Origin of the sequence: Aminobacter ciceronei (genome assembly GCF_014138625.1) — a bacterium.
GTDB lineage: Bacteria > Pseudomonadota > Alphaproteobacteria > Rhizobiales > Rhizobiaceae > Aminobacter > Aminobacter ciceronei.
Genome location: NZ_JACJHY010000018.1, coordinates 78,623 through 102,199 on the forward strand (window position 1 = coordinate 78,623; position 23,577 = coordinate 102,199).

Consider the following 23,577-nt stretch of genomic DNA (forward strand, 5'->3'; position numbering starts at 1 on the left):
TGCCGCATGTCAATGCCAGGGCCGCGAAGCGAGTGAGCTGTCCTCTGCTGACCATGGGCTGTTAGAATCGGGCTTTGAACCCTCCGAAAATCGCAATGCCGGGCGTTCCGTAGCCTTTGACGACTTCATATTTCTGATTCAGGAGGTTTTCGCCGCGCAAGTAGAATTCGCTATTTTCTGTCGGCCTGTAGCTGACTTTGGCGTCGACAAGAACATAGTCGTCGAGCGCAACGTCTTGGAACGTTCCGAATGATGGGCTTATGCGGTCGGTCGTGTCCAGAACGGCGTGCACGACCCCCGTCACGGTCCACCGCTCCGCCGGTCGAATGGTCGCGAGAAACGCGATGTCGTGCTCGGGGATGCGTGGCCTGCGTGCACCGTTCGGCTCGCGCGTTTGGGTGTATGTGTAGCCCGCGCCGAGGTCCAGCCAATCAGCGGCTTGCCACGTCATGGAGAGTTCGACACCGGAGCGTTTGGTTTCACCCGGAATCTGAACGTAGCGCGAGGTTGCGAAATCGTAGTCTATCAGATCGTCCGTGTTCAGCAGGAAATAGGTGGCGTCCGCCACCAGACGCCCGTCGAGAAAGGACTGCTCGACACCGATATCGAAACTCTGGCTCTGCTCCGGCTTTAAATCGGTGTTGCCAGAGAACGAATCGTACAGTTCGAAAAGGCTCGGTGCACGATACCCCGTGCCGAATGACGAATGGATACGCGTGCCGGTATCGGCGAATAGGTAGGAACCCGTGAGCCGGTAGGTTGAATAACCGCCGAATTCGCTGTGCTCGTCGTGACGCGCGCCGGCTGTCAAAGTCAAATCTTCAAAGGGGCTTAGAATGACTTGGCCCCACATACCTCCAAGCGTGAAGTCTGCCTTGGTGTCGGTTCCGAAATTGTTGGTCGTATGCGCGCTCTGCCGTTCGTAGTCCCCGCCATATTGCAGCGTGAGCCAGTCGGTTGCTTCGTAGGAGCCCTGATAGTCCGCTTTCGTCCGCACGCCATAGAAATTGCCGTCGAATGGTCCAAACGCCGATTCGGAATTCAGATCGCGATCGATGTCGGACGCCTGGAAGGAAAAGGCATTCTTCAGACGGCCATCCAGAAGGTCGAGGTTGAATCCCGCGCGCGCCGCTCGCTGTCGGGTTGCAAAGGTATTGAACTCGTTGTCCCTTGGTGGATTGCCGGAATCGTCGTAGTCGCCCCGTGCATTTATATAGAGCGCGGAACCGAAGACCGAGAGGTATTCGTTGATCTGCTTTTCGCCTGCGAAATTGATGTTCACATCGCGAAAACCGTCCTTCTCCAAGCCAGTCGGGTTCAGGTCGACTGGAGGAAATCCGTTCACCAGCGCCGCGGAAATACCTTTTGTGCTCAGCCCGAAGATGTTGAACGCGGCCCTGCCGGTATCGTCGGCGCCGGTCAGAGAATAGCCGCCGCGCCAGGTTCCAAAGGAGCCGGCTTCACCGGATATCTCGTGGTGGACACCCGCTTCGATGCCGGCGAGAGTGGAAACGCCGATCACGCCGGCGATCGCATCGGAACCATAGAGGGTCGATTGGGACCCTTTAAGAACCTCGATTTGGCCAATCCCGCCAACTAGCAGGTTCTGATACGGAGTCTGGACCTGCGTCGAAGTCGGATCGGATATGTCGATGCCATTGAAAATGGTCTTGACGTATTTCTTGTCGGCACCTCGGACGGAGAGGCTGCTCTCCTGGCCGGTCCCGCCTGGCATGGCTACGTGCACACCGGGCACCAGAGTCAGATAGTCCGTCAGAAGCGGCTTGGATTGTTCCTCGATCTCTTCCTTTGAGACGACGTCAACCGTGGATCCAACTTTGTTTTTGTCAGTCAGAGTTCGGTTTGGCGTTACTACGATCTCACCAAGGTAGATTTCCTGCGCGACCGCCACGGAACCTGTGGCCACTACATGTGCGAAGACAGTGGTTGCAAGCAATTTTGGCTGCAGACGTCCCATTCAATCCCCCCGCGAAAGGTATGCGATCCTCTGGATGCAGCGGGATTGAAGGCCCCGCAGCGATGACATTCGCCACCGCTGTCGAGACAGCGCCGGAAGCTCCCCGCATCCGGAAAGTGACCATCCAAGGCAGGTCTCCTGGCTCGCGGGTCGTCGGCGCATCTGCCTTCCCGGAGCCGCGCTCCAGTGGCCGAATAGATGCGCCTCGCCGCTCACAGTTGCGGGGGCAGCTACGGATTGAGCCAGAGCTCTTCCGTATTCCCTTTTTCGTCCCTTCCGCCAACGGTCGGGAACCTTGGACGGCTAAACGCTAACAGCGGGATATTCACCCGTCAATAGACAGAGTGGTCTGTTTAATATCTGATCTTATCGCTCCGCAGCGCGGCTTCCCTGTCGTACCAGGCGCGGCCAGCGTTCCACGAGAATCGCGGCTGCACGCCGGGCCTCTCGCGCGGCATTGCGGTTGCCTTCGCAGGCCGAGACGATGCTGCCCTTCATGAGCATGTGCCAAGTCTGGGCAAAACTGCCGCTGTCGCTGAGCTCCGCATCGATTGCGAAGCCCCTTACGATCGCCTGAATATTCTCCAGATGCCGTGCTGCCGCACGATGGATGGGGCTGTTGAATTCGGATTCCAAGAGCACGTTGATGAACGAGCAGCCTTCGAAGTTCTTCGTGTGGAACCATTCATCGAACAGATCAAAGATCGCCAGGAGCCGATGCACGGGATCGCTGGTTCGCTGCCGGACCTCCCGCTCGAGCCAATCCCGGGTCCAAATCCTCTCCCGCTGATCGAGAAACGCCAGTGCCAGTTCCTCCTTCGAGGAAAAGTTGTTGTAAAGGCTCGCCTTTGCACACCCTGAATCAGCGACGATCGAGTCGACGCCCACCTGCGCCACACCTCGGCTCTTGAAGAGGCGATAGGCAGAGGCAAGAATCCGCTCTCGCGTTGTGTTGGGCCTGTGGCCGGTCGACCTGCTCAAAATCCGCATCCTCCGCCGTTCACTCTCCATCGAGAGCATCGGACCAGTTCTGCCGGAGGAGCGTCCAGACGATCCGCCAACGATGACATCGGCCACCGCTGCTTGAGACAGCCCCGAACGCGCCCCGCATCCGGAAGGTGACAGCTCAAGGCAGGTCTCCTGGCTCGCGGTTCAACGGCCCTGTCCGCCTTCCCGGAAGCATGCTTCCAGTGGCCTCCCGGACGAGCCTCGCCGCTCACAGTTGCGGGGGCAGCTGCGGTTTGGACTTGTCGTCCTTCCGCATTCCCTTTTCATCTTTCCGCATCGCGAAAAGAAACCTTGAGCTCGGATTTGATACCAACGGGTGTGCGGCAGGTCAATAGACAGGTCGGTATGTAGAAGTTATCCTTTGCTGCAGGAGCAGTGGGCGATCTGGAAAATCATGCCGACAGGAAAGAGGGATTCAGCAGGCTCCATTGACGCCACCGCGAACGGGCTGGTCTGGGCGATCCTCATGCTGCCGGCGCCGCTATTTGCCGTACCCCCGATACTCGGCCTGCAGCCGTGGCGCGTGGCCATGACCCCGACGGGCGTTGCATCGGTGGGCCTCCTCACGGTCGCATTGGCGATCTCGCCGCTATTGCTGCTCTTCCCACGCTCTTCCTCGCTGTTGTGGCTGGTCCGGCACCGGCGGGCTGTCGGCGTCGCCGCCTTTTCCTATGCCGCGTTGCATCTCGCCGTCTTCATTCCGGCAGTGGGACGGCTCGACTACATTCTTCTCGGCATGGCCTACCCCTCCATGTGGACCGGCTGGATATCCTTTGCGTTGCTGGCCCTTCTCGCCGCGACCTCAAACGGCCTGTCTCTCCGCCGACTGGGCGTGTGGTGGAAACAACTGCACCGGATTGCCTATGTCGCTGCGCTACTCGCGTATGGTCATTGGCTGCTTCTCACCTCCTCCACGGGGTGGGCGGCGTACTGTGGCGCGACGCTGACGGTGTTGCAGGCCCTGAGACTTCCGCAATGGTACGCCACCCGCCGAAAGCATACGGGGTCGATCGCAGAAACAACAGTCTCGGCGAGCAGGCGACTGTGACTGCTTGCCTTCCAGAGCAACCAACGTCGGACCGGCAGATCATGCTTTCAAGGGCCATTCCAACCACTCTCCCCAGGTGGAGACCGATCGCTGAAAGTGGCCGTGATCACGATCAGGGGGGTGGTCTTGCCTGGTCTCAGTATCGTTGATCACGGCGGCAACCTCAGTCGAGCGCAGCAGCGTTTTCCGTTCGCGCCGCGCCCTTGGCTCGACCTTTCAACGGGGATCAATGCCTGTCCCTATCCGGCCGCACCAGTCTCGTCGGATTCGCTGCTGCGTCTACCGGAGGAGGCCGACCTGCTGGCGCTGGCGGCATCGGCAGCGCGCGCTTACGGCGCCAAGTCGGCTTCGCAGGTGGTTTGCGCGCCCGGCACACAAATTCTGCTGCCGATAGTCGCGGGAAACGCGCCGCCCGGCCGCGCCGCGGTGCTGTCGCCAACCTATGCTGAACACTGTCGGGCTGCCGCCCTCTGCGGCCATGTGGTTACCGAGGTCACCGCCTTGGAGGATGTCGCAGGATACGATATTGTGACGGTCGTCAATCCCAACAACCCCGATGGGCGCGTTACACCGCGTGCCACCCTGCTTGAAGTCGCCCAAGCCCTGCGAAGCAGGAATGGCCTTCTTGTCGTTGACGAAGCGTTCATGGATGTCGGCCCCCAAGCGGAGCAGCTGGACGGCGATGTTGAAGGCAGCAACATCGTGGTGTTGCGTTCCTTCGGAAAGTTCTTCGGGCTTGCGGGCATCAGGTTGGGCTTCGCCGTCTGCGGCACGGCGATCGCTGCGTCCATTCGCGGCAGGCTCGGGCCGTGGGCCGTGTCGGGTCCAGCCCTTTCGATCGGCCGCGCCGCGCTCGATGACGCTGCCTGGCAAGAGCGGATGCGTGCCAATCTGAACGTCAGGGCTGCGCGGCTGGATTCGGTGCTTGCCGCATCGGGCTTTCTCGCCGCGGGCGGCACGTGTCTATACCGCTATGTTCGGCATCCTGCGGCGCGGAGGGCGGTGGAAGCACTCGGCCGGCGGGGCGTGCTTGTGCGGTCCTTCGATTTCGAGCCCGATGCGTTGCGGTTCGGCGTGCCTTCCGACGACGGCGACTTTGAGCGTCTCGCAACCGCGCTAGCTGAATGGCGTGCCGAGTCTTAAGATTTCGCGTGCAGCTCGGGTCGCCCATGCTCCTCGGACAATCCTTCGCCAACACCAGCGTGACGATCACTTTTGGATGGTACGCCACAAAACGGGAGAGATTGGCAAATGTGGCGACAGCCTCTCATTTCACGTCGGCATCGCGGTAATCGTCACCTGGCACTCATCATTGGTGTCGAGACGAGCCTGCCTGCACTGCTGCTCGGTTAGATTGATGAAGAACACAGCATATCCTTTACCCCAAGGATGTACGTTCCGACGGAACGGCCCAATGTCATTCAACAATATTTCGGCCGGGAACGACTTCGTACGGTCTCTCAAGTGTTCGGGCTGAATCACGACGTACCGAGGAAGATTGGCTTGTTTGCGGAGGATTTGGGTCCGAAAGCTAATCCGCTGGTCCGTCATCGTTCTGCTCCCGCGATGGTCCAAAGGCTCCAGTCACGGATGACGGCGTGGCCAATTGGCAAGCACCAGGCGCGCAGCTTTGATCGCATCCTCGGCTGCGTTGCGATTCCCCTCATAGGCCGCGACGATCGAGCCCTTCATCAAGATATGCCAGCTCTGCGCGAACCCGTCACTATCCTCTAGCCCCGCATCGATCGCAAAGCCGCGGAGAATAGATCGTATATTAGCGAGGTGTCGCGAGGCTGCTCGGTGGACGGGGCTGTTGAACTCCGATTCCAGAAGAACATTGATGAATGAACACCCTTCAAAGGCCTTCTTCGAGAACCATTCGCCAAAGAGTTCAAAGATTGCAAGGAGCCGCGCTTCAGGATCAGATGTGCGGCGCCGTACCTCCTCCTCGAGCCAACCGCGAGTCCAGACCAACTCACGCTCTTCCAGGAAGGCAAGCGCCAAGGCTTCCTTCGACGCGAAATTGTTATACAGGCTAGCTTTCGCGCAGCCCGAATCCGCCACGATCGTGTCCACTCCTACCTGGGCGACACCTTGTGCAGAGAAGAGCCGATATGCGGACCGCAATATGCGATCACGTGCGTCTGACGACGTCCGACGCCTCCGTCTTGCCTGGGCAACCTCCACTTGTAATTCCCTTGCTAGATTCTCTGGACTGACTAGTACGCCGATCCGCTTCAGCCTCTTCATAACAATAAGCCCTCAATCCGAATTTCTCAATGGCGCGAAACAAAACGGCCTGTGCTGGGCAAATTTTCGTTCACAACCCGGCTTGCAAAATTAGTCAGACAGGTTAGTCTAACTTAACCGCTCCGCAGATGTAACAGCGAGTGGACGGCCGGTCGTCTCGACCGGCCAGGAGGCCATGGGAGGACGCGCGTGTCGCAATTCAAGCCGCTGCAGATCGGCGACTGCACAATTGGAGGCCCGCTCGGGTCCCACACGGGGCTGCTGGTTGGCAGCATCTTCTACGACAATCACTCCATCGTGACCGACGCCTTCAGCGGATCGTTTAACGAGGAGAAGGCCGCCGGCCTCATCGATCGCGTGAATGCACTCGCCGTCCAGTACGGAGTTCAGATGGCATTTGATGTCATCGGCTCGGACCCCGATGCCTTTTCCAAGTTCATCCGGTTCACCGCCGAAAGGACCAGCCTTCCGCTGCTTTTGAACGCGACGGAGGCCGAAGTAAGGGTCGCGGGCCTCGCTACGGCGGCCGAACTTGGCGTTCTCGGCCGGTGCATCTTCGCCTCTCTCAACGAGGACACCGAAGATCAGGAGTTGGAGGCCCTGAGAAGGCATCGTCCGGCTGGCGTCATGATCCTGGCCAACGACGTCGGGGATCCAACCCCGGAAGGCTCCTGCAACATGATCGAAAAATATTTCCGTCCGATGCTGGACGATATCGGGGTCGAGACGCCCATCGTCGACTTGGGTGTCATGGACGCCCCGTCGGTTGGAATCGCGATGCGCGGGATACAGGCCGTGCGAGAACGCTTCGGCTATCCGGCGGGTTGCGCCTTCTCCAACTGCTTTCCTCAATGGACAGGTCTGTCTTCCTTGGGGCGCGAATGGGTAAACCTGTCTCTGGCGACGGCGCTCGTCTGCACGCGCATGGCCGGAGGCGACTTCCTCCACTACGGGATTATCGAGAAGTGCCGCATGGCGGCGCACGCGCTCGGCAGCGCCGAAGTATTCCTCGGATTTGCTGCGCAGGAAATCGATGGACACCCGTTGCCCGATGGGCATGCGCTCCTGAAGATGTTCAAGCTGGCCGAGGCCGCATGACGAGGGCCTGGAGCCAGAAGGCTGGTCAGATCGCGGCGCAGCGCATGGTCGTCGACATTGGCACGACTTCGCTGACGGGTGTGCGGATCGCGGCACTGGACGGCATTACTGTTCAGTCGGCCGCGCATCCGGTCTATCAGACCGCGCCCCTGTCGGCTTCCGACTGCGCGCGGCTCGGCTCCGACTTCCAGCGCGTCGGCTTTCTGTACGACACGATCGAGCCGTGCCGGGAAGAAGTGGTCGACGCTTATGGCGTCGCCTGGCTGTTCACGGATGGCTTTCCCGCACCCTTCCGCCATCCGCTTGAAAGCGCCGATTGGAAGATGATCTCTCGTTTTCCCAAGCCCAAGCTCCCTAACAGGGTTCAGTTGCCGGATCCAGGCCACCCGGACCTGCTTGTCGTCCTCGACCCCCCTTGTCCCGGGCTGCTCGACACCTGCTTTGCGCTGCGAAACGCATGGCAATTCATGGATGACCTGACTGGAAACTGGCGCATCGCATCTGCGATGCTGGACTGGGCGGCAGAAACCATTGAGCAAAGCTACCGCGCAACACTAGGAGCTCTCCCGGTCGAGCCCGACGTCATCGTCTACGGCGACGACCTCGGCTTCCAGTCGGGTATGTACCTCTCCGATCTCGACTTCCGCAACTTCCTATTCCCCCGGATGCAGACATTGTTTGCACGATTGCGGCGCATGACAGGCAGCGCGATCTGCTTTCATTCGTGCGGCGCAATCCGGTCGATCGTGGAAGACCTGGCCAATCTCGATGTCGAGATTCTCAATCTCGACTTCTATGCCAAGAACATGATCATGCCGGAGGTCCGGCGAAGCATCCCGGAAGCCGCGATACTGCACGCCCCGGTCAACCTTGCTGCGATCGGCGAAGCCGTGCGTGAAGACAATCAGGCAACGCTTGCCTTGCTGGCTTGCGAACTGGCCACGGCGATGCCTGCGATTGCCGCGCCCATAGACAACATCATCTCACCCGAGTCGCTCGAGGCAAACGTCCACGGCGCAGCTTTCGTGCGGGCGCTGAGCGCTCAAGACCTTGTCGTGCTCCGCGACCTCGGTCCGGTTCGATCCATCATCGAAAATGCAAGACGTAGCGCGCTTGTTGCCGGGTCTGCCGCGGTCACTGGTGAGGAATTTCCGATCGGCCTTCTGGAAACAGGACGGGCGGCCGGGAATGAGCCGGATGTAGTGCCGTTGGCCGTGGCCGGCGGACGGCTCAATTGAAAGCCAATCGAAAAGGAGGAGTTGAAATGGCTACCCCAGGAAAAATGACGAGCCGCGAGCGCGTTTTCGCCGCGGTGACTATGCAGGGCCTGCCCGACCAGGTTCCGGTCGTGCCGCTGCTTATGACACGCGGTATCCGTGAAGGCGGGGTCCGGGTCGATGAGGTCTTGCTTGATGGCGAAGCGCAGGCGCACGCCAAGAAGAAGTCACTCGACAAGTTCGGGGGCGACGTGATCATCGCCGGCACCGACCTTTTCACTCCGGTGGAATGCGTCGACGGCTGTGAACTCGATTATCTGCCGTACGCCCAGCCTTCCCTAGTCACCCACCCCACGCCGACTAGGGATGCCTTCTACCGCTTCAAGGAAAAGTACGAGAAGGAGGGCTTCAAGCCCTCGAAGCGAGTCCTGGCAATCCAGGAGGAAGGCCGCACCTATGTGAAGATGGGCCTCAAGGACACCCACGCGATCCCGACCCCGGTCGGAGGCCCGATCACTACGGCCCAGCTCATGACAGGCTCGTCCGAGTTCCTGACGTTGCTTTCCGAAGATCCGGAATACGCGCTGGAGGTGACCGAACTGGCTCTCGACATCGTCAAGAACGTGTGCCGTCTGATGTTCGAGTCCGGAATCGATGTCTGCAACATCCTCGATCCGTTCAATTCGTCGGATATTCTGCCGCCGGAGGTTTACCGCAAGCACGGCCTGCCGTTCCAGAAGCGGCTGTTCGACTACATCAACAACGATCTCAAGGGGATCGGCTTCACTCACACCTGCACCTTTACGCAGCCAATCTGGCGCGACATCGCCTCCAACGGTTGCTTCAACTTCAACGGCGACATGTATCCCGGCATGGACAAGGCCAAGCAGGCCATCGGCGGCCAGATCTCGCTGATGGGCACGCTCTCGCCCTACTCCACGCTGATGCATGGATCGACTGAGGCGGTGCGCAACGAGGTCAAGAAGCTGGCGGCCGAGGTCGGCTACAATGGCGGTCTCATCGTCATGCCCGGCTGCGACATCGACTGGAACATTCCGGAAGAGAACTTGCACGCCATGATCCAGCAGTGCGCCGAGATCAAGTATCCGATGGACATCGCGTCGCTAGGAGACCTCTCCAATGTCTACCTCGCCGGACATCCAAAGCATCCCGGCAAGCGTTCGTCCTCGGTGTCGGGCGACACGCAGATCGCTGAGGTCAAGACCCGCCACGAGGATCTCACCCCCCAACAGGAGGTCAATGAGAAGCTCGTCGAAGCCATCATGGAATATGACGGCGACAAGGCGATCGAATGGACGAAGAAGGGGCTCGAGCGCGGCATGACCGCTCAGGAAATCGTCTTCGACGGCCTCTCCCTCGGCATGAAGATCGTCGGCGACATGTATGAGCGCAACGAGCGCTTCGTCACCGACATGTTAAAGGCCGCCAAGACGATGGACAAGGCGATGCCGATCTTGACACCGCTGCTCGAAGCCGCAGGCGGTGGCGATGGCCCGACTGGCACGGTCGTGGTCGGGCTGGTGCGCGGCAACACCCAGGACATCGGCAAGAACCTCGTCTGCCTGATGCTGAAGGCTAACGGCTTCAAGGTCATCGATATGGGCAAGAACGTGAAGCCCGAGCAGTTCATCGAGATGGCGGAGAAGGAAAATGCCGTCGCCATCGGCATGTCGGTGATGACCAACTCGTCCTCCGTCTATGTCCAGAAGGTCAAGCAGCTGCTGGATGAACAGGGCAAGGGCAACAAGTACCTGCTGATGTTCGGGGGCGCCGCCGCGAACGTCGGTCTTGGTCGCCAGTTTGGCATCGAATACGGCATCGATGCAAACGCGGCCGTGCAGCTGGTCAGGGACCACGTCACAAAGAAAGCCGCTTGACCCGACCTCCCAAGCGACCTGCCGCCTCGCCCAAGGGCGAGGCGGCCCTTTCCGGAACAACTTCGAGGCTGAGATGCCATCTTACACGTTCAGATGCGGTGACTGCAGGGAAGATCGCCAGGTTCTGACCGACCTCGCCACGGCGGACGGATTGGAACTCGTCTGCACGTCCTGTGGGGGCTCGATGACGAGGGCGCCCGTGCTTGTGGTCAATGTGATCGGGCCGGCCACCGAGGCGCGCCGTGCCGCCAACGACGCGAAGGCCGAGGAAATCTTCAAGCCGTGCGGCCACAAGTACCAGTGCCGCTGCGGCGTGCGGCTCTCCAAACCCAATCCGTTCAAACAGGAAATCAAGAAGGCGCACGGCTTCGTCGACGAAGACTGAGCACGGAACGACCATGGCAACCTATCATCTCAAGATTGTCGGCAAACGCGATGAAGGCAACGATGCCGCCAGCCTGTGGCTCGAGGTGCCTCAGGATCTGAGAGGTGCCTTCAGCTATCGACCAGGCCAGTTCCTTACTGTCGAGCGGGACGGCGACGGCGGGCGGATCGCCAGGCAATATTCACTGAGCTCCACGCCGGAGGCACACCGCGACCTGCGCATCACCGTCAAGAAGATCGACGGCGGCGCCGTGTCCCCTTGGCTGGTTCAGGATGTCGGCGAAGGCCAGGCGCTGGAGGTGCAGCCGCCGCGCGGGCGGTTCTTCCGCGGCTTCGACGAGCCGCGGCATGTCCTCATGCTGGCCTGCGGCTCGGGAATCGCACCGATCCTGTCGATCGCACGCCATCTGCTTGCGCAGGATGCAGGTCACCGGGTGACCATCATATACGGCAATCGCACGCCGGATGCGGTCATATTAGGCGACGAAGTCGGCGCGCTGGCGGAGAGCCACCCGACAGCTTGCCATGTCGAGCAGGTGATGTCGCGAGCGGGTGAAAGTTGGCATGGTGCCCGCGGCCGCATCGACAAGACGTTCATCGAAACCCGCTGGAAGGATTGGCAAGCGGCGAGTCACGGGCTTTCGACGTCCATCTTTCTTTGTGGGCCGCAGGAGTTCATGGACGATGCCGAAAGGGCCTTCGTGGACCTCGGCCTAGCCCTGGCGGACATTCACCGGGAGAGCTTCGATCTCGTCCTGAACGATGATGACGGGGAGCCGGGCCTGACGCTCGTCGGAGTGAACGATCCCGGCGAGTCCGGCCCGTGCGAGCGGATCGTCGCGGTCGTGGGCGGGGAAGAGTACGAGACCGTGCCGGAGGAAGGGGAAAGCATTCTCGCCGCCCTTATCCGCGCCGAGGCCGACGTTCCATTCTCCTGCCAGGAAGGAACCTGCGCCTCCTGCATTTCCAAGCTTACCGAGGGCAGTGCAAGCGTTCGACCCGGTGTGCTCCAGACCCTTCGCCAGGACGATCTCGATGAGGGATTGACCCTCGCGTGCCTCTCGCGCCCGACGACGCGCAGCGTCCGCATCGACTTCGACGAGATCTGATCATGGCCGGCGATCTCATCCTGCGCGACATCCGACTGGCAACAATGGCGGGCGACCAAGGCGAGCCGCTCGGTTTCACCGATAGCGGGGTCGTGGCCATATCGGGTGGTCTCGTAACCTATGCCGGCCCTGCGGGAGGCTTCGACACCGCCACAAGCGACGGACATATCCTGTCGATGGGCGGCATGTTGGCGTTACCGGGTCTGGTCTGCTGCCACAACCCCATCATATGGGCCCCAGGCGCAGAGGCCGAGTCCGAGCAGGACGGCGCGGCATATCGATCCCTTGTGCAGGAAACCGCGAGGCTCACCGCTACCATCGGCGATGACGCGCTGCTCGACACGGCGTTTCGGCGACTGGCCGAGCTCCGGAAGACCGGCGTAACCGCATGCGAGATCAAGACCGGATTCGGCCTCGCGATCGAGGACGAGTTACGACACGCGCTGCTAGCTCGCCGGCTTCAGAAGCAAACGGACCTGCTTACGCGGGTCACCCTCTATCCCGGTCATTTCATTCCGGACGACGCCGACGCCGACGACCGTATCGAGGAGATCGTGACCCGTCTGCTCCCAAAGGTGTACGAGGCACAGGCATGCGATTGCGTCGAGGTCTTTTGCGACGACGACGGCGGCCTTGATCTCGATCGGGCAAGCACGATTCTCGAGGCCTTTTACCGCAAAAAGACACCGTCGCGCGTTTCCTGCGACCGGTTCAGCGACAGCGCTGGTGCAACACTGCCGGCGTCGTTCTACTCGCAATCGGCCGCATATCTCTGCTGCTCGGATGCGGACGGCATCGGATCGGTAGCCGCCACCGGAACCAGCACGATCCTGATCCCCGAAATCGCTAAGCGCGACCGCGACAGCGCGCGACCAGATATACAAGCGATGCGAGACGTGGGTGCTCGCCTTGCCGTTTCTACGCAAGGGGGTCCCGACGGGACCGGCATAGATCTTCTGGGCGCGGCCCGACTTGCGGTGAACTGTTTCCAGCTTACCCCGGTCGAAGCGCTCATGGGCATCACAATCCACGCAGCCAGCGCATTGGGGGTCGATCAGGTTGCCGGATCGCTGGCATGCGGCCGCCGCGGCGATCTTGCGCTCTTCGACGCGGCAACCCCGCTCGACCTTGTTCGAATTCCGGAGATGCGGCCACGCGCGGTCGTCACAGCCGGCGCGATCGAGGAACTCTCCTGAAACCTCAAGCACAAGGAAAATCGGATGTGTGAGCAGACCAATGCCCAGGCCGTGCCGGTCGAAGCGCCTCGCAGACTCCTGGATGGCGATCTCTCCATAGAGCTCTCGTCCGATCAGGTCCGGGACTTCAGTCCAAGTTCCAGCGTGCTGCCACAAGGGTCGCGCGTCTTCCTCACTCATCTGACAGGCAAACCCCTGAGCGCTCAGATCGATGCAGCCGCAAGACTGCGGGACATGGGCTACCTGCCTGTGCCGCATTTGGGAGCGAGGAACTTCAACACTGCGGACGACTATGTCCGGCACGTCGAGTCCCATTCGCGCAACGGCGTCACGACCGCACTTTTCGTAGGAGGCAATCCACTGATCTCTTCAGGCCCGCTGACGGAAGCGGCACAACTCCTCGCTCACCCTGTCCTGCGCGACAGCACCATCCGCCACGCCTTTATCGGAGGTTATCCCGAAGGCCATCCGGCGATCTCCCAACCAGCGCTTGAAGATGCACTGAGAGCCAAGATCGCGTTGTCCTCCAAGGTTGGCCTGTCGGTACAGGTGGTATCCCAATTTGCGTTCGATGGCGCCCAGATGGGCCGTTGGGCGCAGAAACTTCATTCTGACTATCCGGGGCTTCCCGTCCGAGTGGGGCTCGCCGGGGTAACGTCTTTGCCAAAGCTCATCAAATTCGCGGTGATGTGCGGTATCGGGCCGTCCCTCGCCGCACTGAAGCGAAGCGGCACCGGCCTGTTCAATGTCCTTGCCGAGAAGGATCCCGGCGATGTGATCGAGGGAATCGAAGCGACCTACCCAACTCCCGTGGCACCCCTCGATATCCATTTCTTTCCGTTCGGAGGGTGGACGAAGACGCTTGACTGGATCGCGGCGGCCCGAAGCCGATGAACATGATCGACACACGTCGCTCTGCCGCGATTATTGACGGCCGAGCAAGAGCCCGGAAGGTTTTGGAAGACGTCAAATCCCAAGCTCGCAAGTGGAAAGCCAAGTCCGGTGTCGTTCCAGGCATTGCGGTGGTGATTGTTGGTGATAATCCGGCCAGCGCGATTTATGTCGCATCGAAGGAAAAGACTGCAAAGGAATGCGGGTTCCATTCACGTATCGAGACACGTCCGGCCACCGCTTCGACGTCGGAAATACTCGACCTGCTAGGCGAGCTGAACGTAGCTCCAGATATCCATGGAATCCTCGTTCAGCTTCCCTTGCCCACGCATATCGACGCCGGGAAGGTGATCCAGGCTATATCGCCGGGGAAAGATGTTGACGGTTTTCACTTCGTCAATGTCGGTCGCCTTGCGACCGGAGCAGTCGACGGTGCGATTGTTCCCTGCACGCCGGCCGGCGCCATTCTGCTGATCGGTGACATTCTTGGACCCGACCTTTCGGGCAGAAGGGCAGTTGTTCTCGGGCGATCGAACATCGTCGGCAAGCCGATGGCCAATCTACTTCTGGCCGCGAACGCTACCGTAACAGTCGCTCATAGCCGCAGCCACGACCTTGCAGCGCTGTGCAGGGAGGCGGATATCCTGGTCGCAGCGGTTGGTCGCCCCGAATTGGTACGCGGACACTGGATAAAGCCTGGCGCTGTCGTCATCGACGTAGGCATCAATCGGGTCCAAACCGGTGAAGGGCGCCGGGCAGGCCTGGTCGGCGATGTCGCGTTTGAAGAAGCCCAAAGTGTCGCTGGTGCGATCACTCCCGTCCCCGGTGGTGTGGGACCGATGACCATCGCCATGCTTATGGCCAATACGTTGAATGCCGCAATTCGTGGAGGAATGGGCTAAGTCCGTGACATCGTGGTCAATCAGCCACCCCAGATAGCCCTCAAGGGAGGATACCATGACTGCAGTCTTCGAGTTGCCTGACCTTCCATATGAATATGGGGCTCTCGAGCCCTTCATGTCGCGCGAGACGCTCAAGCTCCACCACGGCAAGCATCATCTCGCCTATGTTGAAAACGGTCGCAAGCTGGCGGCCGAGGCGGGCATGGAGAACCTGTCGCTGAAGCAGATCGTCAAGAGATCGTTTGGCACCAACTCGAGCCTGTTTAACAACGCCGCGCAGCACTACAATCATACGCTCTTCTGGAAATGGATGAAGCGAGGTGGTGGAAACGCCAAGGTTCCCGATGTGCTGCAGAAGGCCATAGATTCTGAGCTGGGAGGCTACGAGAATTTCCGCACTGAGTTTATCGCCGCAGGCATGAGCCAGTTCGGATCAGGTTGGGCCTGGCTTGCGCTAAAGGATGGTGCGCTCACGATCATGAAAACTCCGAATGCCGAGAACCCAACTGTGCACGGCGGATTTCCGATCCTTGGCGTGGATGTATGGGAGCACTCCTACTACGTGGACTACCGGAATGCCCGCCAAAAGTATCTTGAAGCTTTTTTTGACCACCTGATAAACTGGGAGGCAGTATTGCAGCTCTACGAGAAGGCTGCTGGCAGAACCTAAGGGTTGGCAGCTGAAGGCGTCGGAAACAACATATCCTGATCGACGAGAATGTTGAACTTGTAACCCGGTCGAACGCGCAAGGTCGGTTGGACATCCAGGTTCTTGGTGATGGTGCGCTCGGTGACGCGCCCGAACGTCTCGGCGAAATTCCGCCTCGCCGCATCCGATGCGGTGTCCTGGGTCGCCAGCGTGGAGCTTTCGGGCAGTGCCATGTCGATGCCGGTGCCTATCACCGCAAGGAGCACCGCCGATCCAAACGTCCTCAGGTAGTGCCGATTGACCTTGTCGTTGAAGCCGCCATAACCCTGCGCGTCGGTGCCGGCCATGCCGCCGATCTGCAGCGTCGACCCGTTCGGAAAGATGATGTCGGTCCACACGACGAGGACCCGTGACTGCCCGAAGGACACCTTGCTGTCGTAGCGGCCAAACAGCTTAGTCCCCTGCGGGATAAGCAGATAATGACCGGTGGCGCTATCATAAACGTTCTGGCTCACCTGCGCGGTGATGCGCCCAGGCAGATCGGAGTTGATACCGGTGATCAAAGTTGCCGGGATAACCGATCCCCGCTTCAACTCGTAGCGCGACTGCTGTGGCACGACTCTGTTGGGGAGATATCCGACTTCCTTCAGATCGGCGTTGAAGAAATCCTCTTTCGTGCCTTGCGCGTTCGGATCGAGGTTCTGGCCACCAAGTCCTGCCTTCAGTGCTGCCGAATAGAGGTCGGCCGCGGAACTGCCTGATTGAGCGGTCCCGCCAATTGCTGCGGCCGGGGCCGGCTGATCACCATCTCCGGTCTTCAGTTTGTCGATGCTGACGGCGATCGGGGAATCGTAGGCGGTGTCGTTAGCCTGGAGCCGCGCCATGCGCTGGCGCTGGCGCTCGCGAAAATACTGCTCCTCCGCCTCGCGCTCGAGACGCGCCCGCCACAGCGCTTCCGGCTCGAGCTGCGGTTGCGGCGTCGGCTTGACCTCGCGGACGACGGGCTCAGGTACGAACGGGTTCTCGGTCTCGACCGCCGCCGGAGGCGTCGGCTGGAACACGGGCGCCGGGGCGGGCTCGCCGATGATCCCGTCCGGAACGCCGCGTTTCAGCTCATCGCCGAATGTCGAGGCTGGATTCCCGCCAGGACCGCCGATGTCCGGGTCACTGCGGAAATACAATCCCCGCGAGCTCAGCCCGTAGAAGATGACACCGAGGAAGAGTAGGACCAAGACGATCGCGACAATCACCGGCAAGCGGTTGATCCGGCGAATATTCGGCTGCTGGTTCGCCGGCGCACCGCCGAGCTGCAGGGACTGGACCATGCTTCCCTCCCCTATCCGCGCCGCATGACAGAGAGCGGGCTCGCGGGAGCCGCACCTGTCGCCGTCGTCGTGTATGCGCGGCCGAGATCAATGGAACTGGTCGACAGGCGTGCAAGGACCTGGCCGTCATGGCTGTCGATCACGTAAGCAAGCGCGATCAGCTTCTCACCTTTCGCGTCTTGGTCGCTGACAACCGCATAGCCCCATGTCTTGAGCGAGTCCTCGAGCGCGCCGCCGAACGGCGATCCATCGGGTTTGAGGAGGATGGTGCCGGTTCCCGGGCCGACATGCTCGGCGAGCCGGCTTACCATGTCGCCGGCAATCGCGCTGGCGGCAGGCCCGGAAATCTCGGGCGGCGCGGAACTCGCGACCAGGCCATCGGCGTTCATCGCCTGGCAGCCGGCAAGCGCCACGGCAAGGAATGCGAGACGGAGAACGCGAAGGGGCTTATTCCTCTGCATCCCCTACCCTCCACGCCTGATGGTGATCTTGTCCTGGCGCCGGCCGACGCCAGAAAGCAGAACAGCGCGGTCGACATGATAGTCGACCACCATCATGTTGCCTTTCATCCGGTAGTTGACGATGCGGTTCTCGCCGCCGGAGACGACAAACAGGACCGGCGCATCCTGGCCGGAAAGCGAGCGTGGGAACTGGATGTAGGTCTTCAGCCCGTCGCTGTAGACGCGCGTCGGCCGCCAGGGCGCGCTGCCCGACACCGAGTAGCCGAAGTTCAATTGCTCGGCCGGCACGCCAGCACCAGGGATGGTGCTCGCCTCCAGCCGCGCGTTGATGTCGGCGAACTTTGCCGAGACGTCCTCCGGATATTCGAAACCCACCCTGGCCATGTACTGGCTTTGATGCGACTTGAGCTGGATGTGATAGGTGCGCCGCGACGTGGTGACGACCATAGACGTAACCAGCCCTGGTTCGGACGGCTTGACGATCAGGTGGATCGCCTGGCCGCCGACAGCACCGGACGTGGCGGGCTCGACCTTCCAGCGCACCGTATCGCCGATCAGAACGTCACGCACGACCTCGCCCGCCTGAAGCTCGATGTCGCAGACCTGCAGCGGGGAGCAGACGACGGATGGCTGCACTTCGCCAAAAAGAAAGATCACCTTGCCGTCGGGCCCCTTGGTCACGAGCCCGCGGCTGCCACGCCATTGCCCGGAGATGCCGGTGCCCTTGGCCTCATTGGCACTCATACCCTGTGCCGATGCTTCCGGAAGGAGGAGGGGCGCGGCGGAGAGGGCGGCGGCAAGGACGAACGGCAGTGCTCGGCAGGGAAGGATTGATGATGCGATCATGGCAGGGCCACTCCTAAAGCTGCGCGGTCCAGTCGAGGTCGCGGATGTAGAGGCCGATCGGGTTGAGGCGGATGACAGCCTCGTCCTGCGGCGGGGTGAGCACGACTGTCGCGACGGCGCGGAAGCGGCGCACGCCGGTCTCCTTGCCCTTGCGATCGCGTTCGTATTCGGTCCAGTCGATCTGGTAGCTCTGGTTGGAGAGCGGGACGATGTTATTGACCTCAACCGCGACGGTTGCCCCCCTCGCCTTCTCGAACGGCGAATTTGAGCGGAACCAGCCATTGATCTTCTCTGTCGCGGGATCCGAGGTTCGCAACAGCGCATAGGTGCGATCGATGTAACCCTTCTGGACGACCGCGTCGGGCGTCACACCGCGGAAGTTCGACATGAAGTTCCCGAGCGTGGCGCGCACCACGCGCGCATCGGCATATTCGATCTGCTGCGGGAAGCCGGCGCTGACCGCCGTGCCCAGCCGATCGACCTCAACGATGTAGGGAACGAGCTTCACCTGGCTGCTTTGATAGAGAGCATAGGACGTGCTGATGACCGCCAGCAGCATTCCGGTGACGCCGACGATGCGCCATGCCGCCGCCGCCTTCACATAAGAGCCGTACCGCTCGTTCCACTCCTGCCGTGCCGCGAGATAAGGGTTCTCCGGCGCCGTAGTCTTCGCCATCTGATATGAAACTCCTGATTATTTGTCCGGAAGCGGCGGAAGGGCCTTCGGCCGGGACGATTGGCTGCGGGCGTCGTCGAGCTTCGCATTGGCGAGGCCAAGCAGCGAGTTGGCATAGGCGCCGGGTGCCGCGATCGCCTTGTCCTTCGCGGCCGAGCCGGCCGCCAAACCGGCGCTGCCGATACTCGACGCCATGCCGCGGAGCGCCGCCCCCGCTATGGAGGATCCGCTGGCCCGCGCTGTCGTGGCACTCGCCGCCCCGGTCCTTGCCGCGTTTGCCCCGAGGAAGGCGCCGCCGGCCGCGAAGGTCGCCGCCTGGCCGCCATGCCGGATCGCTTCCATGCCGCCGCTGACCGAAGCGCCCTGTACGACGCCCTGGATGATCGGCGGCACGTACATGGCGATGATGAAGACCACGACCGAGATGCCGGCGATGGCGAGCGTGGTGATGAACTGGTCCGTGGTCGCGGTTGGTGCCTCTGCCAGGCCGATAAGGACCTCGGAGCCGATCCGTGCGATCATGACCAGCGCCATCAGCTTCATGCCGACCGAGAAAGCGTAGATGAGATAGCGGACGGCAAAATCCTTCGTATAGCTTGAGCCGCCGAGGCCCAGCATGATCATGCCGGCGAGCAGGCCAACATACATTTCCACCATAACGGCGACGAAGATCGCGGCGACCAGGCTGAACGAGACGACGACAACGATCATCGCGAATACCGCAGCCATCGCCAGCGCGTTGTCCTCGAACAGGCCAAATTGTGCCTGCTCAGACATCTTGGACGCCACGCGGATGCCGGCGTTGAAGATGTCGGCCGGCGATGCCGAGCCGCCCGAGGCGCCGATCTGGAACAGGCTGTCGACGATCGCTTTGGAGACCGTCGGACCCTTGTCGAGGATGAAGGCGAACAGACCGATGAACATGATGCGCCGCACCAGCTCGGCGAACCAGCTGTCGAGTGAAGCAGCGTTGATGGCGAGCCACACGGCTGCGATGCCTATCTCGATGACAGCCAGAATCCAGAAGAGCGATCGGGCCGCATCGAGAACCGTGGTTTCCCAGCCGCGCGCCGCCGTCACCACCTGGTTCTCGAGCGTGGTGAGAACGCTGCCGTCCTGCGCCAGTGCAGGCATGCTCGCTAGCAGCACGACCGTGATCGCGATGAAGGCGCATCTGGAGGAGTGTAACGGTCGCCCAACTACCATCGCGGCTTCATCTCCTGACCGCCCCGGACGTCGCGGTCCGGATCCCCGCCCAAGAAATTTTCGGCCCGCTGACGGCGCTGCGCGTCGTCGGCAGCTGAAGACGGCTCCGTGGCGACCGGCACCGCGCCGCGCGGAAGCGCCACCCAAAGCGCGGCCGCGCTGAGCGAGGCGACGGCCACGACCAGGATGATGATCGTTGCCCGGCTCACCAGCGTGGCTCCATCGCCTGACCCCCGCGTACGCCTGGTTGCGCGGCGTTGAAGAAGCGCTCGCGACGAAGTTGCGCAAGATCCTTGTCGGCCTGGTCGGACTGGAACCAGGTCGCCATCATCGTCGTCTGCTGCGCGATCAGTCCTCGCAGCTTCTGGACCTGTCCGACCTGTTCCGCCGCGATCTGATGTCCGACCTGCAGCGCCTTCATCTGGCCATCGGCGGATTCCGACATCGAGCGCAGCGAGCTCATCGTCGCCTCTTCCGACGAGAATTGCTCCGCGGTGAGACCGGCTGCTTTCAGCGTGCCGGCGATCGTGTCGCGATTGGTCGTCGACCACTCTTCATAGCTCGACGAGAAGGTCTGGCCGTCGGCCAGCCCCGTCTTGAACTCGCCGTAGCTCTGGAACCGCTGACGCAAGACGTCATCGGCGTTCGACATCGAGAAGGCGATACCCTCTCCTTGCGCCACAAGGCTGCGCAGCCGGTTCAGATCGTCCTCGACCTGGCTCCATACGTGGAACGGGAGCTGCGCGGTGTTCTGCAGCATGTTCTCGTACATGCGGATCTGGTTCTGGATCTGCTCGGCAAGCTGCGCGATCTGCGTCATCTGGTTGTTGATCTGCTCGGTTGACTTACCAACCAGAGCCACCAGTTCGCCGTTGTTGAGCAGCTGGGTCCATTCCGTCGCCTGCCCCGTGACGCCGCCGGCCCAGGTGGGTGTGGGACCGATCAAACTGACAACGACGATCGCCGCGGTACTAACCGACATGAAGGAGCGCTTGCGCATCGCTGATACCTCTCTGCTGTAGCCAATGGAGGGGCCAGTCGCCGCCGTGCTCGGTGCGAAGTGCTGCGACCCGTTTGAGATCGTCTCGGCCGGAAGCGCCGGCGAACGCGAGCGCCACGGGCCCAAGCGCCATGTCGAACAGGCGACGGCCGATCGGCGACACGACGTAGTACTCGCGCTTGGGCAACGACGTGGCGACGATCTCGATCTGTCGCTCGTTGAAGCCGATGCGTTCGTAGAACTCCCGCGTGCCCGGTTCTCGAGCTGCGCCGTTCGGCAGACAGATCTTTGTGGGGCAGGATTCTTTCAGCACATCGATGATGCCGGAGCGCTCGGCGTCCGAGATCGACTGTGTGGCGAGCACAACCGCGCAATTGGCCTTGCGCAGCACCTTCAGCCACTCGCGGATCTTGTCGCGAAACACCGGATGCCCGAGCATCAGCCAGGCCTCGTCGAGGATGATCAGGCTGGGCGCCCCGGTCAGCCGCTTTTCGATCCGTCGGAACAGATAGGTGAGGACCGGGACGAGGCTGCGCTCGCCGAGATTCATCAGCTGTTCGATCTCGAAGGTCTGGAACAGTCCAAGCGACAATCCGTCCTGCTCGGCGTCGAGCAACTGCCCCATCGGCCCGTCGACCGTGTAGATGTGAAGCGCCTCCTTGATCTCGCGCATCTGGACGCCGGAGACAAAATCGGAGATCGAGCGACCGCGTGCTTCGGCCATCAGGGCAATCTGGCGCGATATGGCGTTGCGATGATCAGGCGTGATCGGCACGCCCTGCAGCGCAACGAGGGTCTCGATCCATTCCGAGGCCCAGGCGCGGTCTCCGTCGGTGGCAAGATCGGCCAAAGGACAGAAGGCGAGCGCCGTACCATGCGCCCCCTCCCCTTCCCCGACCTCGTAGTGGTCGCCGCCGGCGGCGAGTGTCAGCGGCAGAAGAGAACGGCCCTTGTCGAACGCAAAGATCTGCGCTCCGCCGTAGCGGCGGAACTGAGCGGCGATCAATGCGAGCAACGTCGATTTGCCTGAGCCAGTCGGACCAAAGATCAGCGTGTGGCCCACATCATCGACATGCAGGTTCAGCCGGAAGGGTGTGGAGCCGCTCGCCACCTGCATCAGCGGCGGCGCGCCGGGCGGATAGAACGGGCAAGGTGCTGTCGGCGCGCCAGACCATACCGAGTTCAACGGGATCAGGTCGGCGAGATTGCGCGTGCTGATCAGCGGCTCGCGGATGTTGGCATACCAGTTGCCGGGAAGAGAGCCAAGGAAGGCCTCCGTCGCGTTGATGGTCTCGATCCTGGCGCCGAAGCCCTCGGCCTGAACTAGCCGGCGTACAGCCTCGGCCTTCTCGCGCAGCCGCGGCTCGTCCTCGTCGAAGAGCACGACGACCGGCGTGTAGTAGCCATAGGAGACGAGCTGCGACGACGCCTGCGCGATCGCGTCCTCGGTCTCCGCCACCATCATCATCGCGTCCTGGTCGACAGAGCGGGATTGCGTCTGGAACAGCTGATCGAAGAAGGGACGCACCTTCTGCTGCCACTTCTTGCGGATGCGCTCTAGTTTTTGGCGCGCTTCCTGATCGTCGAGGAACATGAAGCGGCTCGACCACCGATAGGTGAGCGGCATCAGGTCGAGCGCGTTGAGGATCCCGGGCCAGCTCTCCGCCGGAAAGCCGTCGATCGCCACGACGGCCAGATAGCGGTTCTCGACCATCGGTGAGACGCCGTGGTGGAACTCCGCGGTTGCCAGCCAGTCGAGATAGAGCGGGATCTCGGTCAGGCGGACCGGATGGTTTTCGCCGGTGATGCAGAAGCGGATGAACTGGAAGAGCTCGTCATAGCGGGCGCTGCGGAAGCCGCCTCGCTCCTCGACTTCCTGCGTCACCATTCGACGGATGGAAAGCGTGTTGCCGAGATATTGCTCGACCTCGCGGATCGAGGTCTGAAAGCTCTCGAGCACCATGTCGGCGTATCGCGCGCCGCGGCTCTCGCTGTCCGAGTAGATATAGCGCGCAAGGCCCGAGCGGGTCTTTTCCGGTGGCCGCCAGGTGAGGATCAACGCGTGCTGGCTCTCGAAATGCCCCCTGCCCTTCTCGAAATGCGCTCGCCGCTCCTCGTCGATTGCACGGCTCACCGGATCGGCAAAGTGGCAATCCTCACGCGCTGGATAGGCCGACGTCGCGACGCGCACGGCCTCGACCTGGATCATCCAGCCGGATCCGAGCCGCGAGAGGACGGCATTGATCTGCCGCGCCACCTCGTTTCGCTCGGCATCCGTCGAGCTCTCCGAATCCGGACCGGCAAAATACCAGCCGGCCATGAGGCTGCCGTCCTTGAGCAAAATGACGCCGTTGGCGACCAGCGCTGCATAGGGTACCAGATCGGCGAACGATGGACCGGCATGCCGGAACGCGCGAAGGGCGGTCATCTCGGTA

At 61.5% G+C, this 23,577-nt stretch carries 23 protein-coding genes and 2 riboswitches; of the genes, 11 read left to right on the forward strand and 12 right to left on the reverse strand.

What is annotated here, in order from left to right; genetic code table 11:
* Positions 1 to 61: 61 nt before the first annotated feature.
* The gene (locus HNQ95_RS18635; protein ID WP_182574932.1) at positions 62 to 1,978 is read right to left on the reverse strand and encodes a TonB-dependent receptor plug domain-containing protein; all 1,917 of its coding nucleotides are present in this window, start codon (positions 1,976 to 1,978) and stop codon (positions 62 to 64) included.
* A gap of 111 nt (positions 1,979 to 2,089) precedes the next feature.
* Positions 2,090 to 2,291: riboswitch (cobalamin riboswitch) on the reverse strand.
* 53 nt (positions 2,292 to 2,344) lie between these two features.
* Entirely contained in the window at positions 2,345 to 2,959 is a 615-nt protein-coding gene (locus HNQ95_RS18640; protein WP_246340865.1) for a TetR/AcrR family transcriptional regulator, read from the reverse strand.
* Positions 2,960 to 3,091: 132 nt separating this feature from the next.
* A riboswitch (cobalamin riboswitch) is annotated at positions 3,092 to 3,295 on the reverse strand.
* A 52-nt stretch (positions 3,296 to 3,347) separates the two neighbouring features.
* Here HNQ95_RS18640 and HNQ95_RS18645 point away from each other — a divergent pair.
* A complete protein-coding gene (locus HNQ95_RS18645) occupies positions 3,348 to 4,034 on the forward strand; it encodes a ferric reductase-like transmembrane domain-containing protein (protein ID WP_182574934.1) in 687 nt (228 codons plus the stop codon).
* Positions 4,035 to 4,136: 102 nt separating this feature from the next.
* Positions 4,137 to 5,177, forward strand: a complete 1,041-nt coding sequence (cobD, locus tag HNQ95_RS18650; protein ID WP_312870948.1) for a threonine-phosphate decarboxylase CobD — start codon at positions 4,137 to 4,139, stop codon at positions 5,175 to 5,177.
* A gap of 129 nt (positions 5,178 to 5,306) precedes the next feature.
* Here cobD and HNQ95_RS18655 read toward each other — a convergent pair whose 3' ends face one another.
* Together HNQ95_RS18655 and HNQ95_RS18660 are read right to left on the reverse strand one after the other, a co-directional pair.
* On the reverse strand, positions 5,307 to 5,585 hold the full coding sequence (locus HNQ95_RS18655) for a hypothetical protein (RefSeq protein ID WP_182585817.1): 279 nt from the start codon (positions 5,583 to 5,585) through the stop codon (positions 5,307 to 5,309).
* 33 nt (positions 5,586 to 5,618) lie between these two features.
* Positions 5,619 to 6,221, reverse strand: a complete 603-nt coding sequence (locus HNQ95_RS18660; protein ID WP_312870951.1) for a TetR/AcrR family transcriptional regulator — start codon at positions 6,219 to 6,221, stop codon at positions 5,619 to 5,621.
* Between the two features lie 252 nt (positions 6,222 to 6,473).
* Between HNQ95_RS18660 and HNQ95_RS18665 the strand changes: the two genes are divergently transcribed.
* The 9 genes from HNQ95_RS18665 to HNQ95_RS18705 all read left to right on the forward strand — a co-directional run bounded on the left by HNQ95_RS18665 (position 6,474) and on the right by HNQ95_RS18705 (position 15,649).
* A complete protein-coding gene (locus HNQ95_RS18665; protein ID WP_182574938.1) occupies positions 6,474 to 7,382 on the forward strand; it encodes a tetrahydromethanopterin S-methyltransferase subunit H family protein in 909 nt (302 codons plus the stop codon).
* Between the two features lie 44 nt (positions 7,383 to 7,426).
* On the forward strand, positions 7,427 to 8,620 hold the full coding sequence (locus HNQ95_RS18670; RefSeq protein WP_210283814.1) for a uroporphyrinogen decarboxylase family protein: 1,194 nt from the start codon (positions 7,427 to 7,429) through the stop codon (positions 8,618 to 8,620).
* A gap of 26 nt (positions 8,621 to 8,646) precedes the next feature.
* Complete coding sequence (locus tag HNQ95_RS18675) at positions 8,647 to 10,497, forward strand: MtaA/CmuA family methyltransferase (RefSeq protein ID WP_182574941.1); 1,851 nt, start codon at positions 8,647 to 8,649, stop codon at positions 10,495 to 10,497.
* Positions 10,498 to 10,681: 184 nt separating this feature from the next.
* Positions 10,682 to 10,882, forward strand: a complete 201-nt coding sequence (locus HNQ95_RS18680) for a hypothetical protein (RefSeq protein WP_182585818.1) — start codon at positions 10,682 to 10,684, stop codon at positions 10,880 to 10,882.
* 13 nt (positions 10,883 to 10,895) lie between these two features.
* Entirely contained in the window at positions 10,896 to 11,990 is a 1,095-nt protein-coding gene (locus tag HNQ95_RS18685) for a ferredoxin--NADP reductase (RefSeq protein WP_182574945.1), read from the forward strand.
* A 2-nt stretch (positions 11,991 to 11,992) separates the two neighbouring features.
* A complete protein-coding gene (locus HNQ95_RS18690; RefSeq protein ID WP_182574947.1) occupies positions 11,993 to 13,186 on the forward strand; it encodes an amidohydrolase family protein in 1,194 nt (397 codons plus the stop codon).
* A gap of 24 nt (positions 13,187 to 13,210) precedes the next feature.
* Positions 13,211 to 14,080 (forward strand): methylenetetrahydrofolate reductase, encoded by an 870-nt coding sequence (locus tag HNQ95_RS18695; RefSeq protein WP_182574949.1) that lies wholly within the window; start codon positions 13,211 to 13,213, stop codon positions 14,078 to 14,080.
* Positions 14,081 to 14,082: 2 nt separating this feature from the next.
* Positions 14,083 to 14,979: a bifunctional 5,10-methylenetetrahydrofolate dehydrogenase/5,10-methenyltetrahydrofolate cyclohydrolase gene (locus HNQ95_RS18700; protein WP_182575028.1), complete on the forward strand. Its 897-nt coding sequence runs from the start codon at positions 14,083 to 14,085 to the stop codon at positions 14,977 to 14,979.
* A gap of 55 nt (positions 14,980 to 15,034) precedes the next feature.
* Positions 15,035 to 15,649: a superoxide dismutase gene (locus HNQ95_RS18705; RefSeq protein ID WP_182574951.1), complete on the forward strand. Its 615-nt coding sequence runs from the start codon at positions 15,035 to 15,037 to the stop codon at positions 15,647 to 15,649.
* On the opposite strand, the gene trbI is transcribed toward HNQ95_RS18705, so the two are convergent.
* The 8 genes from trbI to HNQ95_RS18745 form a co-directional block, all read right to left on the reverse strand.
* A complete protein-coding gene (trbI, locus tag HNQ95_RS18710) occupies positions 15,646 to 16,953 on the reverse strand; it encodes an IncP-type conjugal transfer protein TrbI (RefSeq protein ID WP_182574952.1) in 1,308 nt (435 codons plus the stop codon). The genes HNQ95_RS18705 and trbI overlap by 4 nt on opposite strands.
* A gap of 11 nt (positions 16,954 to 16,964) precedes the next feature.
* Positions 16,965 to 17,414, reverse strand: coding sequence for a conjugal transfer protein TrbH (trbH, locus tag HNQ95_RS18715; RefSeq protein WP_182574954.1), 450 nt, complete (start codon positions 17,412 to 17,414; stop codon positions 16,965 to 16,967).
* Between the two features lie 3 nt (positions 17,415 to 17,417).
* Positions 17,418 to 18,158: a P-type conjugative transfer protein TrbG gene (gene trbG / locus HNQ95_RS18720; RefSeq protein ID WP_246340885.1), complete on the reverse strand. Its 741-nt coding sequence runs from the start codon at positions 18,156 to 18,158 to the stop codon at positions 17,418 to 17,420.
* Between the two features lie 115 nt (positions 18,159 to 18,273).
* Positions 18,274 to 18,936, reverse strand: coding sequence for a conjugal transfer protein TrbF (locus HNQ95_RS18725; RefSeq protein ID WP_182574957.1), 663 nt, complete (start codon positions 18,934 to 18,936; stop codon positions 18,274 to 18,276).
* Between the two features lie 18 nt (positions 18,937 to 18,954).
* Positions 18,955 to 20,142, reverse strand: a complete 1,188-nt coding sequence (gene trbL, locus HNQ95_RS18730) for a P-type conjugative transfer protein TrbL (protein WP_182574958.1) — start codon at positions 20,140 to 20,142, stop codon at positions 18,955 to 18,957.
* Positions 20,136 to 20,351 carry an entry exclusion protein TrbK gene (gene trbK / locus HNQ95_RS18735; protein ID WP_312870949.1) on the reverse strand — a complete coding sequence of 72 codons (216 nt, stop codon included), beginning with the start codon at positions 20,349 to 20,351 and terminating at the stop codon, positions 20,136 to 20,138. The genes trbL and trbK overlap by 7 nt, the downstream gene beginning before the upstream one ends.
* Positions 20,348 to 21,124: a P-type conjugative transfer protein TrbJ gene (gene trbJ, locus HNQ95_RS18740; protein ID WP_246340869.1), complete on the reverse strand. Its 777-nt coding sequence runs from the start codon at positions 21,122 to 21,124 to the stop codon at positions 20,348 to 20,350. Before trbJ ends, trbK begins: the two co-directional genes overlap by 4 nt.
* Entirely contained in the window at positions 21,114 to 23,570 is a 2,457-nt protein-coding gene (locus HNQ95_RS18745; RefSeq protein ID WP_182574960.1) for a conjugal transfer protein TrbE, read from the reverse strand. The genes trbJ and HNQ95_RS18745 overlap by 11 nt, the downstream gene beginning before the upstream one ends.
* Positions 23,571 to 23,577 lie beyond the last annotated feature (7 nt).

Bases quoted from the DNA above. Each gene is read 5' to 3' on its own strand.
- HNQ95_RS18635 (WP_182574932.1), bottom strand. From the start codon at position 1,978: ATGGGACGTCTGCAGCCAAAATTGCTTGCAACCACTGTCTTCGCACAT.
- HNQ95_RS18655 (WP_182585817.1), bottom strand. From the start codon at position 5,585: ATGACGGACCAGCGGATTAGCTTTCGGACCCAAATCCTCCGCAAACAA.
- HNQ95_RS18670 (WP_210283814.1), top strand. From the start codon at position 7,427: ATGGTCGTCGACATTGGCACGACTTCGCTGACGGGTGTGCGGATCGCG.
- HNQ95_RS18675 (WP_182574941.1), top strand. From the start codon at position 8,647: ATGGCTACCCCAGGAAAAATGACGAGCCGCGAGCGCGTTTTCGCCGCG.
- HNQ95_RS18680 (WP_182585818.1), top strand. From the start codon at position 10,682: ATGACGAGGGCGCCCGTGCTTGTGGTCAATGTGATCGGGCCGGCCACC.
- HNQ95_RS18685 (WP_182574945.1), top strand. From the start codon at position 10,896: ATGGCAACCTATCATCTCAAGATTGTCGGCAAACGCGATGAAGGCAAC.
- HNQ95_RS18690 (WP_182574947.1), top strand. From the start codon at position 11,993: ATGGCCGGCGATCTCATCCTGCGCGACATCCGACTGGCAACAATGGCG.
- HNQ95_RS18695 (WP_182574949.1), top strand. From the start codon at position 13,211: ATGTGTGAGCAGACCAATGCCCAGGCCGTGCCGGTCGAAGCGCCTCGC.
- HNQ95_RS18700 (WP_182575028.1), top strand. From the start codon at position 14,083: ATGATCGACACACGTCGCTCTGCCGCGATTATTGACGGCCGAGCAAGA.
- HNQ95_RS18705 (WP_182574951.1), top strand. From the start codon at position 15,035: ATGACTGCAGTCTTCGAGTTGCCTGACCTTCCATATGAATATGGGGCT.
- trbI (WP_182574952.1), bottom strand. From the start codon at position 16,953: ATGGTCCAGTCCCTGCAGCTCGGCGGTGCGCCGGCGAACCAGCAGCCG.
- trbH (WP_182574954.1), bottom strand. From the start codon at position 17,414: ATGCAGAGGAATAAGCCCCTTCGCGTTCTCCGTCTCGCATTCCTTGCC.
- trbG (WP_246340885.1), bottom strand. From the start codon at position 18,158: ATGAGTGCCAATGAGGCCAAGGGCACCGGCATCTCCGGGCAATGGCGT.
- HNQ95_RS18725 (WP_182574957.1), bottom strand. From the start codon at position 18,936: ATGGCGAAGACTACGGCGCCGGAGAACCCTTATCTCGCGGCACGGCAG.
- trbL (WP_182574958.1), bottom strand. From the start codon at position 20,142: ATGGTAGTTGGGCGACCGTTACACTCCTCCAGATGCGCCTTCATCGCG.
- trbJ (WP_246340869.1), bottom strand. From the start codon at position 21,124: ATGTCGGTTAGTACCGCGGCGATCGTCGTTGTCAGTTTGATCGGTCCC.
- HNQ95_RS18745 (WP_182574960.1), bottom strand. From the start codon at position 23,570: ATGACCGCCCTTCGCGCGTTCCGGCATGCCGGTCCATCGTTCGCCGAT.